Origin of the sequence: Gordonia effusa NBRC 100432, assembly GCF_000241305.1 — a bacterium.
GTDB lineage: Bacteria > Actinomycetota > Actinomycetes > Mycobacteriales > Mycobacteriaceae > Gordonia > Gordonia effusa.
In genome coordinates this window covers 17653-30444 of the sequence record NZ_BAEH01000120.1, presented here as the reverse complement: position 1 = coordinate 30444, position 12792 = coordinate 17653, and the positions used below count along the sequence as shown (strand labels likewise).

The 12792-nt window shown below is 62.6% G+C and carries 11 protein-coding genes; 2 read left to right on the top strand and 9 right to left on the bottom strand.

The annotated features are described in order from the left end of the window. Position 1 precedes the first annotated feature (1 nt). Genes GOEFS_RS20635 through GOEFS_RS20600 form a run of 8 tightly spaced genes read right to left on the bottom strand, consistent with a single transcriptional unit; the run spans position 2 to position 8341 of the window. Positions 2–1150, bottom strand: coding sequence for an MlaD family protein (locus tag GOEFS_RS20635; protein WP_007319901.1), 1149 nt, complete (start codon positions 1148–1150; stop codon positions 2–4). Further along, positions 1147–2253, bottom strand: coding sequence for an MCE family protein (locus GOEFS_RS22685; protein WP_050949988.1), 1107 nt, complete (start codon positions 2251–2253; stop codon positions 1147–1149). Before GOEFS_RS22685 ends, GOEFS_RS20635 begins: the two co-directional genes overlap by 4 nt. Continuing rightward, positions 2250–3350, bottom strand: a complete 1101-nt coding sequence (locus GOEFS_RS20625; RefSeq protein WP_007319899.1) for an MCE family protein — start codon at positions 3348–3350, stop codon at positions 2250–2252. The genes GOEFS_RS22685 and GOEFS_RS20625 overlap by 4 nt, the downstream gene beginning before the upstream one ends. Further along, positions 3347–4354, bottom strand: a complete 1008-nt coding sequence (locus tag GOEFS_RS20620) for an MCE family protein (protein ID WP_007319898.1) — start codon at positions 4352–4354, stop codon at positions 3347–3349. Before GOEFS_RS20620 ends, GOEFS_RS20625 begins: the two co-directional genes overlap by 4 nt. Beyond that, positions 4351–5397: an MCE family protein gene (locus GOEFS_RS20615; protein ID WP_007319897.1), complete on the bottom strand. Its 1047-nt coding sequence runs from the start codon at positions 5395–5397 to the stop codon at positions 4351–4353. The genes GOEFS_RS20620 and GOEFS_RS20615 overlap by 4 nt, the downstream gene beginning before the upstream one ends. Beyond that, positions 5394–6632, bottom strand: a complete 1239-nt coding sequence (locus GOEFS_RS20610; RefSeq protein ID WP_007319896.1) for an MlaD family protein — start codon at positions 6630–6632, stop codon at positions 5394–5396. Before GOEFS_RS20610 ends, GOEFS_RS20615 begins: the two co-directional genes overlap by 4 nt. A gap of 12 nt (positions 6633–6644) precedes the next feature. After that, positions 6645–7514 carry an ABC transporter permease gene (locus GOEFS_RS20605; protein ID WP_007319895.1) on the bottom strand — a complete coding sequence of 290 codons (870 nt, stop codon included), beginning with the start codon at positions 7512–7514 and terminating at the stop codon, positions 6645–6647. Beyond that, positions 7511–8341, bottom strand: coding sequence for an MlaE family ABC transporter permease (locus GOEFS_RS20600; protein WP_040525817.1), 831 nt, complete (start codon positions 8339–8341; stop codon positions 7511–7513). Before GOEFS_RS20600 ends, GOEFS_RS20605 begins: the two co-directional genes overlap by 4 nt. Before the next feature lie 308 nt (positions 8342–8649). Here GOEFS_RS20600 and GOEFS_RS20595 point away from each other — a divergent pair, with 308 nt between their 5' ends. Beyond that, positions 8650–9162, top strand: a complete 513-nt coding sequence (locus GOEFS_RS20595; RefSeq protein WP_245549924.1) for an MmpS family transport accessory protein — start codon at positions 8650–8652, stop codon at positions 9160–9162. Between the two features lie 7 nt (positions 9163–9169). Then, positions 9170–12121 (top strand): MMPL/RND family transporter, encoded by a 2952-nt coding sequence (locus tag GOEFS_RS20590; RefSeq protein WP_007319892.1) that lies wholly within the window; start codon positions 9170–9172, stop codon positions 12119–12121. Here GOEFS_RS20590 and GOEFS_RS20585 read toward each other — a convergent pair. Next, positions 12102–12725 carry a TetR/AcrR family transcriptional regulator gene (locus tag GOEFS_RS20585; RefSeq protein ID WP_007319891.1) on the bottom strand — a complete coding sequence of 208 codons (624 nt, stop codon included), beginning with the start codon at positions 12723–12725 and terminating at the stop codon, positions 12102–12104. The two genes, GOEFS_RS20590 and GOEFS_RS20585, sit on opposite strands and share 20 nt — an antisense overlap. Positions 12726–12792: the final 67 nt, after the last annotated feature.

The following is a 12792-nucleotide window of genomic DNA, read 5'->3' as shown; positions in this document are numbered from 1 at the left end:
GTTAACCGCTGACTCGTTCACGTAGGTTTGCCCCGGGCGGTGGGCCAGCCGTGTCGTCGCCGGGAGGGCGAGGTGCGTTTTGGGCGCCGCGCTGACTGACGAGCGGGTTGCGGGAAGTGCAGTACATGTATTTGAGGGGCAGCGGGTTGGTCGATGTCGCGGGTGCGGTCGCCGGATTGTCGTATTCGCAGGTCGGCCGCGGCAGAAGATCAGCGGCGACGTTGAACGCTCCGTGGTGAGAGACCAATGCCCACGCCCCGAGCCCGCGCACCAGATTGGGGGCGAGGAGCCGCAGCGCCGGGGTACGCAATTGGGCTTGAATCGCGATGATGTCGAGGGTCTTGAGCAGATCCCCGAGTTCATCGCGATTCTCACCGATGACTTGTCGGGTCTCGGACAGGCCGGTCGGGGTGATTGCGAACAGCTTTTTTAATTCGGCGTTGGATCGCGCGAGGCGGCTGAACAGCGCCGTGGCGGCGTCGCTGAAGCGGGTGGTCGCCGGTTCGATAGACGAGATGAGCGCCAGGGTCTGACGTCCGGACGTGACGAGTGCCCGGGTTTCGGGCAGGACGTCGTAGAGCGCGCCGACCAGGCTGTCGATCGAGTCGATGATGGTGGATATTTCGCGAGCACCGCCGGCGAACGCACGGTCCAGTTCGGCGAGGACATGGTTGAGTTTGGCGGGGTCGAGTTGTTCCATCGTCTGTGATACCCGCGACAAAACGTCGGCGAAGTTTCGCGGCGTGACCGTTCGTTCCGCGCCGATGGTGGCACCGTCGGGCAGTAGGTCCGACGAACTGTCCGTGGGGATGAGATTCAGGTACTGCTCACCCGCCGCGGATAGGTTCGCCACCTGCGCACGGACCGACGCGGGCGGGCGGTTGCCCGCATCAATCGTTGCTTCGGCGACGACGCCGTCGGCGGAGAGTCGAATCGCGTCCACAGTGCCGATGCGCGCTCCCCGGTAGGTCACATCGCTGGACTCGTGCAAACCACCGGTCAGCGGCAATTCGATGGTGACCCGGAAGGTCCGCTGCATCGGGTTGAGTCCGAGGGACCCGAAAGCCAGATTCGCGATACCGAGGCAGAGCAACGCCAGTAGCGCCGTCGTGGACACGGCGTTTCGATGGGTTCGGAGAAAGTCGCTCATCGCGTACCCCGCTGCGGGGTGGCCGCGTTTGGACCGCGCAACCGGGTCCAGACCCGATTCAAGGTATCGACCAGTGAGGCGCCGATGAGCCCGAGATCGGATAACTGCCACCAGTGGCTGTTCGGATCGTAGGTGGCCGGAATCGCGAGCGAGCTGACGCGGATATGGGAGGCGACGTAGTCGCCCCGAATACTGGGCGCGAGCAAACTGCCGAACCGGGATAGCGCACTCAGAGCGGGTTCGAGTCGAGTGTCGAGTGCACCGATGCGCTTGGTCAGCAGATTCACCCCGGCCAATAGTTGGGTCAGTTCGGTGCGCGAGCCGTTGACCAGTTTGCTGATCTGGTCGGAGGTTCGGCGGGCACTGTCGAGGGTCGTGACGAGTTGATCGGTTGTGTCGGTTAGGACAGTCAATGCCGGTGTCGCCGAAGCGATTACGTCGTTGATGGCATTCGCGCGGACCGCGGAACGCCGCGAGAGTGCATTGAGCGAACCCAGCACCGAGGTGATCTCGTCGGAGTTCGCGGCCAGGCGGCTCGTGACGGCGGTCAGCTGGCTCAGCATCGAGGCCACATCGGAGGGTTGGCCGTCGAGCATGGTGTTGAGTTCGCTGAGAATCGAGCCGACCCGGGCCAGGCCGCCGCCGTTGATGACCGTCGATGCCGCCGCCATGATCTGCTCGACGCTGGGTGCCGCTGCGGTGTCGTTGATCTCGATGACCGAGCCGTCGACCAACCGGTGTGGTGACGGATTGTTCACCGGTCGCGCGAGAGCGACGAATACGTCGCCCAGGGGAGTCGCCTGCCGCAGCTCCGCGGTGCTGTTGGCTGGAACGTCTACCGTGTCGCTGAGTTCGAATGTCACCCGCGCGCGGTAGTTGACGGTGGCAATATCGGTGACTTCGCCGACTTTGACCCCATTGAGTTTGACGGGCGCTTTGATCGGCAAGTTCAGTGCGTCGGCGAATTCGGCCCGCACGCTGATGTGGTCACCGGCGACGCCCTTGCGCGGGAGCGGCAATTCTTCGACGGTCACCGCGCAACCTGCTACGACGCTGGTGCAGAGCAGCGCGGCCAGTCCGGCTATGAATCGACGGCCCCTCATAGGTTGCCCAACCCGAGCAGCAGGGTCGCTAAGCCCAAGTCGGGGCCCATATCCGAGACTTTGCCGGTCCGGCAGCCCTGACTACGCATTTGCAGACGCTGGCAGACGGTATTGAGCAGATCGGTATCCACTAGCGATTTATCGGTGAGGAAGTGCACCCGAAGGCGTCGGGTTTTCCTATCGACCGAGCGATCCAAATTGTCGAACAGGAGTGGCGCGATATCGACGAACTCCGTGATGTCGCGGCTATGCGACTTGAGCGTCGACAGTGTCTTGTTGAGCTGTGTCGCGTTGTGGCTCAACGGTTTCCGATTGCTCTTCAATAGCTTGCTCAACTCGTTGACCGTGCTGTTGATGCCCGCGAGGGATTCGGTGATCGCCGGACCGTTTGCGGCCAAGATCTGTGACGCTTCGGCTAGTTGATCGCTGAAGGTGGTGATCGCGCTCGAGTTTTTCGCGGCAGCACCCGACAGTGAGTTGAGGCTACTGATCAGCGACTTGAGGTCGGCGGCACTGGTCGATCCGGTTTTCAGTGCATTGGACAAGGCATGCAGCGTCGCACTTATCCGGGTGCCGTTCCCAGCGAGATTGCGTTCAGCGGTAGTCAGATAGTCGTTGATGGGGGTGTCGCCCGGCGCTGTCGCGAACGCGGCGGCCAAGTCGTCGATCGAGTTGACGAGACTGTCGATGGAAACCGGTGTGCGCGTTCGGGTAATCGGAATGGTGCTGTCATCTTCCAGTTGTGGCCCCGACGTGTAGGCGGGCGTCAGCTCGATATGGCGGTCGGCGATCACCGATGGTGCAAGCGCGACAGCGGAGACTTCGGCGGGCAGAACAGTGCCAGCCGGCAGTGACACGGTCACGGTCACCGTGTCGGAGCCAGGGGAGATGCTGTCGATACGGCCAACGGGCGCGCCGAGGATGGTGACTTCGTTGCCGACGTACAGTCCTGCGGCGTCGGTGAACTGCGCGTGGATGGTGAGCCGATTGTCGGTCCTGGCAGTGACCATCGCAACGACGGCGATCGCGGTGGCGACCAGCACAAGAGCTACAACCAACCAGCGCAAGGGAATTCGCGGGATCCGCTGGGTAGTCATCGGCATCCCCCGACGAGTCCGAGCAAGCAGAGGAGATTGTCGCTGACGATGGAGGCGCCCAGGAAGCCATCCATATAAGGTCCGTTGCCGGTCGCCGTGCCCAGATGCCGTGCGAACACCGGTATCGCCTCAAGCGTGTTGCCGATATCGCGATCGGAGCGGTTCAGTCCGGCCGAGAGTCGGTCGAGCTGCTTCAGCAGCCGCCCGATGTCGTCGGCGTTGTCGGTGACCACTCCGGTCATTTGCCGGGTGACCGCACGTATGTCGGCCAGTACCGAGGTGATGAGTTGACGCTGACGTATCACGGTGTTCGCGACATCAGTTCCGGTCGTCACCAGCTGCTGTAGTGAGTGGGTGTTGCGTTGAAATAGTGCCGCGACATTTGCTGACCGCTTCACCAACTCGGTGACCTGGTTATTGCGCGAGTTGACGACGTCGGACAGCCGCCCGATCTGGTCGAGAGCCTGCGGCAGCAGTGCGGGTGTCCGCTCGAATTGGCTGTCCAACGTATCTAACGACTGCCGCAACTTGTCCTCGTCGATCGCGGCGAGTTTCGGCGTGCCGGTATCGATCAACGCGGCCAGATCGAAGGGCACCGACGTGTGCTTCTGTTCGATGACATTGTCGCGGAGTTCGCCGGTTCCCCGCGGCTCCAGGGAGATGTATCGAGTACCCAGAATGGTGGCCAGCCGGATCGATGCCGTTGTGGTCGCTCCGAGTGGAACGGGATTATCGATCCGCAGCATGACGTCGACGTGATCGCCTCGCAGTTTCACCCCATCGACGGAGCCGACTGGAACGCCGGCCACTCGCACCGCGTCGCCGGAACGAACTCCGGCGGCTTGGGCGAATTCGGCCCGAATTGTTTCGGTACCGATCCCTGCCCGGGGAATCAGCAGCGCGGCGCTTACCAGCACCGCAAGGCAGATCGTGGCAATCAGGCCGATCTTGAAATGCCGATACGATTGGGAAACTCGCGCTCGGAAATTTGTGGTTCGAGTCATCGTCGGCATGTCTCCGAATGTTGGCTGCCGCCAATGCTGGATATCACATTGGGCGGAAAAAGAACTCCGTAGAGGCTGATATCAAGGTTGCAAGAATAGATATTCCAATAGCTGCCATTACCCGTCGATTTGCTCCAGATATTCGCCATCCGCCCGATTCCCGGGATCGCCAGCGAGAGCTTCGCGCCGTCGCGATTGAGGAAGCTCGTAATCGCGACGGTATTGTCGGCGGTACCCGCGATGTCGGAACGCAGTTGAGCCAGCGTGGCACTGAGATCGCCGGCCATCGTCGATACCGAACGCACCGAGGTGCCGATCTCGCTGCGGTGCCGATTCACCGCGTCGAGGAAGCTGGGCATTTCGTCGACGAGCCGGTCGGTGTTCTTAAGTTGTCGATCGACTGTCGCCACCACGGCGTTGAGATTGGTGACGATCGAACCGACAACGGCATCGTCGTCGGCGACGGATCGCGCGAGGGCAGTGGTCTGGGCGAGGAGTGTGGAGATCGACACGTCGTTTCCTTGCAGCGCCTCGACGATATTGGCGCTGAGTGCGTTGACCGCCGCCGGGTCCAGTTCGCCGAATAGCGGCGCGAAACCGTTGAGTAAGCTGGTGACGTCAAAGCTGGGAATGGTGTGTTCGACGCCTATTGTGTTCTGGGACAACGTCTTTTGACCGGCTGGAGTTGGCTGACCGGCACGTGGGAGGGACAGGCCGAGATACCGGCGGCCGGTGAGATCTTGATATCGGACGCTGGCCGTGGTTTCGGGATACACCGATTGTTCGGACGAGAGGTCGAACTCGACCAATGCCAGTCCGTTGTCCACCGCCAGCCGTGATACCCGGCCAACGCGCACACCGGCGATTCGTACATCGTCGCCCGCGCGTAGCCCGGTGGCATCGACGAAATAGGCGCGCATCGAGATCGTGCCGCCGTTGACGGGCTTCGCCAGCGTCGACCAGATCGACATCGTCGCGAGAAGTGAGATGACCACGAATACGCCGAACCCCAGCAGTGGGCGGACAAGACTGCCGCCCCTCATCGGCCGGTCTCCGCGACCGTGAAGGTGTGGCCGCGCAGCGCCGGGCCGAGCTGCAGACGTTCGATCGGTGTCAGTGGTCGGCCGAAAAGTGCCTGCAATATGTCGGCTTCTCGGCGGCTCCCCACTCCGCCGAGATTGCCGCCTTGGCCACTGCTCATGGCCGGTGCGACGCCGGCGGGACAGTTCGGCCCCGCCATCGCGCCATACCGAGGGCAGTCGGCGGCGGTGTAGGGCGTGTACGGCGTTGCGTTGATGGCGGCGTCGAGCACGACTTTCCCGTCCGGTGAGGTGAAAATTCCCGACGTCGCAACGGCGAATCGACGGATGGTGTCGACCGCGGGACCGATCGACGAGCCCGTCGATTCCAGTGCTCCAACGGTGGCGTTGAGGTTGGTGATGAGGCGAATCGCGCCGGTCACATTGGGGCGTAACGTCCCGGTGGTGGCGTCGAGGGCACCACCGGCAGTCGTATACAGACTGACTAGGCCAGTGCGGTTCGCGCTGATCGTGCGCAACGTCGGGAGTGCCGCGGCGACGGCATCGACCAGGCGCGGCGCACTCACCGCGAGGCTCTTGGTCGAACGATCGAGTTGGGACAGGTCCGACCGAAGGTCCGGCACCGCTTCGCGTAGCTGCGACAGCATCGTCGTCAGCCGCTCGATGGTGGTCGCGGTTTTTGCGGACCGCCCGGAGACGCCGTCATCGACCGTGGCGAGCACGCGACTGAGCGCGCCGATGTCGACTCTGGCCAGCACCCGATGCAGAGCAGACATCGCCTCTTGGAGCTGACGGGTCTGCGGCGACGTGTCGGGGCGGATCTGGTCGCCGTCCGAAAGCCCCACTCCCGCAGTCGTTGAGCCCCCACGCAATTCGATTGCGGTCACGCCGAACAGGTTTGTCGGTACCACGCGGGCGACGACGTCGCGGGGTATCCGGGTAGCGACGCTCGGGTCGAGTTTCAGAGTCAAGGTCGTTGTTGCGCCCGACTGTTGCAGCTTGGCCGAGGCGGCATCGGCAGTCCCGATCAACATTCCGCGATACTTGACGTCAGCGTCGGGACCGAGACCGTCGCCGAGACTGGTCACCGTCGCGCCGACCTCGGTAGTCGCGGTGTAGTCGCCGGTATAGCGGCCCCAGAGCAGCGTCGCGACTACCGCGACCAAGAGGACACTGATGCAGCCGCGCACCAACAGGGCAGTCGGGCTCGCGCTGCGTCCAGATAGATCGTGAACCATGTCTGTCCCGCCCTATCCCGATATCCGTACACCGGGGTCGGTGCCCCACATCGCCATGGTCAGCAAGGTATTGACGATGACCACGACGACGATCGATGCGCGGATCGCACGGCCGGCGGCTACGCCCACACCCTGAGGTCCGCCGCTGGCATAGAAGCCGTAATAGCACTGGAGCAGTGTGGCGATGACGACGAATACCAGTGCTTTGACAACGCTGAATACCACATCCATCGGCGAGAGGAACATGGTGAAGTAATGATCGAAAGTTCCAACGGATACGCCGCCGCCTTGCAATAAATACACGGCGCGGGAGCTGAGATAACACAATCCCAGACCGACGCAATAGAGCGGAATGATGGCCACTATGGCGGCGAATAGTCGCGTCGACACCAGATAGGGAATAGGCGGTACTGCCTGGACTTCCAGGGCATCGATTTCTTCCGAGACACGCATGGCGCCAAGCTGTGCGGTGAATCGGCAGCCCGCTTGCGCGGCGAAGGCGATCGCGGCTATCAGCGGCGCCAGTTCCCGGGTCGAGCCGAATGCGGAAACGATGCCGGTAAGGGGGCTCATCCCGAGTAACCGCAGGGCCGAGAGTCCTTCAATACCCAGGGTGACGCCGGCGAACGCACTGAGAAGCAAAACCACCCCGACGGTGCCGCCGCCGGTCACCAGTGACCCGTTTCCCCACGTTACGTCGCGGACGAGGCGGGCAGTCTCAGCCGGATACCGCCGCACCGCACGAGGCATCCAGCGGAGTGCGTTGATGACGAAAGTGGCTTGGTGGCCCAGGCTCTGGCCGAGTGCACTACTCGCCGACAGGCCGAGTCGCAGGCGGTAGAGCGCCGTCGAGTACGACGGCTGGCTGGTTTTCAACGTCATAACGGCTGAGCCGGAATCAGTACCTGGGCGAGCTGAGTAAACAGCACGTTCACACCGAAAAGGAGAATGACCGAACTCACGACCGCCGAGTTCACTGAGTTAGCTACCCCTGCGGGACCGCCGCGGGTATTGAGCCCCTTATCGCATGCGACGATCGCGACAATGGCGCCGTAGGTCACTGCCTTGATCAAAGCCAGCACCAGATCGCTGACCGAGGTGAAGGCCGCGAATGACGCCAAATAGCTTCCGGCAGTACCGTTTTGGACGTAGACATTGAAGATATAGCCGGTCAGAAATCCCACGAAGCAGACGAATCCACATAACAATCCGCTCACCACTAGCGCGGCGATGAATCGGGGGACAACCAGTCGGTCGACCGGCGAGAGGCCGAGCACTTTGAGTGCGTCGATTTCCTCGCGAACCGTACGAGTGCCGAGGTCGGCGCAGACCGCCGACCCGACGGCACCGGCGATCAGCATCGCGGTTACCAGGGGCGCGCCCTGGCGGACGATGCCGAGCCCGTTTGCCGCGCCGGTAAAGGCATTGGCGCCAACCTGATTGGCGATTGTGCCGACCTGAATCGACACGATGACGCCGATCGGGATCGCAACGAGAACGGTAGGTATCGCGACCGCACTCGCCATAAACGCGCATTGCCGGATGAACTCCGACGCAGAGAAATCACGGCGGATGACACTTCGAACGAGTGCGCGCAGGGTTCGGGTCAGCAGCACCAGTTGTCTGCCGAAAGTGTTGATCGATACGACCGGATGGTTGAGGGCGTATTCCTCGACGCGACTGGGACCGATAGGAGGAGCCGATGTCATCGCGAGCACCGCCGCGCCGAGTTCCTGGTTCCTGATCGAATCACTCGCTGCGCCTGTCTGTTACGCGCACGCCAAGCGTGCTGTCCGGTCGAGGTCGGGATGCGCGTGCTGCCGGGCGGCGGCGGGCACAACAATGCCATTGTCCAGTGTCACAATGACTATTGTCGTATGCGCGGTAGATATGTTGACATACATAGCGCCGTGAGGTCAAGAGTTGCGTTTCGCAACCCCATTCCCGTAGACCTTGTCAATGACTGATGTCACGTATAGCCTACCTGCCACTGGCAGTTTAGGGAAGTGTTGCTTCGATGGGAAGAGTCGACTTGATGGTTGGTGGTAGCGAAGGCGGCGACGCTGGGCGTGCGGTTTCGCGGAACTCGACCTCGCGATCCGGTCGGGGGAACTCCTGGTGGATCGCGGGAGTGGTCATCGTGGTCATGGTTGTGTCGGCGGTCTATGTCGGTCGACTGCGCCTCAGTGAAATACCCGATCGCGCCATCGGCCAAGCACCCGCCGCTCCCGCGGTGGGTGTTCCCAGCGAGAAGTCGATCGAGTATTCCGTCACCGGCCCATCCGGATCGACGGCACGGGTGTCGTATCTCGTGCCCGGTGGCCGCGTCATCGATGAGACGGTGCGAATTCCCTGGCGGATGGTTCTCCGGTCACGGGAATTGACGACGGCTGCTGGCGTACTGACACAGACGCGAGGCGAGCGTTCGGTGTCATGTCTGGTGCGGGTCAACGGATTTGAGCGTGCCCGTCAGGTGGGGTCCGGCGCCGATGGTAGTTCGGTAGCCAATTGTTTGGTTCCGGTGGCGTAGGAAAGCGATGGCGATGAAGAAGAAATTCGTGGAAGACGCACGGGCACAGTCGGTTCGGCTGATGAGGGGGATGGCGGACGAGATCCGGCGACCGGTGCGTATCGGGATCCTGCGCGATCGTAGCGCTGGCCGTCCTCGCCTGGCTCGGTTCCTGTACGCGTGCTCGTTGCCGGTCATCGGGCTGTGGTTGCTTATCGCGGGGGGGATGAATCTTGTTGTCCCGCAATTGGAGTCGACGGTCACCTCGCACGCTCAGTCATTCCTGCCGGACGAGGCCTCCTCGGTGCAGGCGCTGGTGAAGATGGGTAAGTACTTCGGCGGTGGTGGTAGTAACAATTTCGTCTACGTGCTGTTGGAAGGCGATAAGCCGTTGGGGGCCGAGGCGCACGCGTACTACAAAGAGTTGCTTGGCACGTTGACCGCCGACACCACGCACGTCCATTCGGCGATGGATCTGTGGTCGAATCCGGATCTGGCGTCGGCGGCGCAAAGTCACGACGGAAACGTCGCCTACGTACTGGTGAACCTCGCGGGCAATATGGGTACCGCATTGGCGATGGACTCGACCCAGTCCGCTCGCGACACCATCGCCGCGTCGAAGCCCCCCGCCGGTGTCACCGTGCATCTGACCGGGCCGTCTGCGGTAGTCAACGACGAGATGGTCGCGATCAACGATTCGATCGTCCTACTTGTGATAATCAGCGCGTTACTGGTCTCGGTCGTCTTGCTACTGGTCTACCGATCGCTGATCACCGCGTTGGTTCCGCTGCTCGGCGTCGGCCTCGCGTTGGCGGTGGCTCGTGCCACGATCTCCCTCCTCGCCGACAACGGCGTCATCAAGGTGTCGATCTTCGCTGCGGCGCTATCGGCAGTGGTCGTACTCGGTGCCGGCACCAATTACGGGATATTTTTGCTCGGGCGATATCAAGAATCACGGCGCGCAGGTCTGACTCGCGAAGACGCGTATTACGCCGCGCTGGCCGGGGTGCAACACATCGTGGTCGCGTCCGCACTCACCGTCGCGGGGGCGATGGCGTGTTTGGCGGCAACCCGACTGGCGATGTTCAGCACATCAGGTTTGCCCTGCACGATCGCCATTTTGATCACTCTCGCCTCTGCCTTGACTCTCGGGCCGGCGGTGCTCGCGATCATCACCCGAATGGGGTTCGCCGAACCCCGCGAGTCATCGTCGCCGCGCCGCTGGCGCAGGATCGGAACCACCGTGGCTCGCTGGCCAGTCCCAGTTCTGGCAGGCTCGCTGGCCGTATTGGCCGTGATGATCGCGCCGCTCGCGTTCTACGCGCCCAGCTTCAACGAACGCAAAGCGCAGCCCTCGGATTCGCCGGCGAATATCGGTTTCGCCGCGGCCGACCGACATTTACCGCCGAACATCATGGCGCCCAGCGTGCTGATCGTCGAGTCCGACCACGATATGCGCAACTCGGCGGATTTGATCGCGTTGGCAAAACTCACGGACTCGGTCGCCGCGATAGACGGTGTCAGCGCGGTGCAGGGGACTACCCGACCACTTGGACAGACGCTGAATCAGGGCACGCTCAGTAGTCAAGCCGGGTACGTCGGCAATCGATTCACCCAGATGACGACTTTGCTGCAGGACCGCATCGACGACATCGATTCAGTCTCGACGACCATCAATGCCCTCGACACTGCCATAAACGGCGTCGACACCGCCCTCAAACAGGGCGCCTCGGGAGCGACGTCGCTGGCCGAGGCGACATCAACCCTCGAATCCACCAGTGATTCGACACTGAAGAAGGTCCAAGAGCTGTCGACGGCGATGGCACCGGTACGCGGACTCGTCAGTTCGATACCGCGCTGCGGATCGGTCACCGCCTGCAAGACCGCACTTACCGGATTGTCGGTACTCGACGATCTGCCCGGCCTTCAACAGTCGATCCGCGGGCTCGGCTCCGGAACCAGAGCGCTCGGCGCGGCTCTGCCGAACGCGGCGAATCAGATTCCGACGTTGCGCGCGGCGGTCGTACAAATACGCCAACTCATCGGCCCGCTACGAACAACACTCGGCGCACTCATACCGCAAACCGGTGAGATCACCGACTTCCTCGACGAGGTCAGCAAGGCATACGCGGCAGGCAATCCCGCGGCCGGCGCGTTCTTCTTACCGAGTCAGGCGTTAGAGAGCCCACTGTTTCAGAGCGGGATACCCTACTTCTTCTCTCCTGATGGCAAAGCGACCCGCATGGTGGTGACACCGCAGCGCGAGGGATTCAGCCGCGACGCGATGGACGTCAGCGCCCACATCATTCCGACCGCGATGGGGGCAATGAAGAACACCTCGCTGGCCGGGTCGACCGTGAGCATCGGCGGACCGGGCGGAACACTGTTGAATATCGAATCCTTCGCACATGAAGACTTCATCGCGATCATCGTCGCGGCATTCGCATTCGTATTCTGCGTCGTTCTGGTGTTGCTGCGCAGCCTCGTCGCGGCGATAGCCGTCATCGGAACAGTCGGATTGTCGTATCTATCCGCGATGGGAGTGGCGGTATTCCTCTGGCAAGACGTTATCGGCAACCCGCTGCACTGGTCGGTCGCCCCGATCGCGTTTACCTTCCTCGTCGCAGTCGGCGCTGACTACAACATGCTGCTGGTCAGCAGATTCCGGGAGGAATATGGCGCGGGACCCGGAGTCGGCCTCATCCGTGCGATGGTCGGCACCGGCAGTGTCGTGACCCAGGCCGGACTCACCTTCGGCATAACGATGTTCGCCATGCTCGCCAGTTATGCGCACAACGTCGCGCAGATCGGTACGACGGTGGCGCTCGGGCTCGTCATCGACACCCTCATCGTTCGGACCCTCGTCATGCCCGCTATCGCCCGGCTATCCGGACGGTGGTTCTGGTGGCCGACAGCATTCGTGCGAATGCCGGCCAAGCGCGTCGCAGTGGACGGTGCTCCTACTCCTTCGGCGGAGTGACGATCGCGGCATTGACCACATGGATCAACTCTTCGAACTGCATGTCGGCGGAGAAGACATCGGGGAGGTCTGCATCGAGGGTCGCCATGCCGTGGGCCATGGCAAAGGTCGCGACGGCGATCGATTCGGCGGGTACCGTTCCGCCCCAACCGTTCTCGACATCGGCTGCCACGGTACCCGCGTGCTGATTCCAGCTCCGGGCACGCGCTTCGGCCAGATCCGGATCGTCATTGTCGACGAGACGGGATCCGAACATCAATGCGATCTTGGAGCGGTTGGCCCGCGCGAAGCGCACGAAAACTTGACCGAGGGTCGCCACGGATTCGCCGAGGGCCACCGCGTCGGGCAGTTCGTCGAGGGCAGCGACGGACTCGGCGTAGAGATCATCGAATCCGCGGACCGCGACCGCGGTGAATAGCGCGCGGCGATCGGCGAAATGATGGGCGACCGATTGGTGAGTGATGCCCACTCGACGGGCGATCGACCGTAGGCTCGCTCCTTCCGGGCCGGCAGCGTCGAGCTCGGCGACGGCCGCGGCGATGAGTTCTTCGCGGACCGTCTGCGCGGACCGGCGAGGCGAGCGGGGTGTCGTCGACTTAGCCATTCGGGTGATTATCGCCTATGGCGAGTGTTGCCGATGGAGGTATGGTCCCGGCGGCACTCAGCCAGCC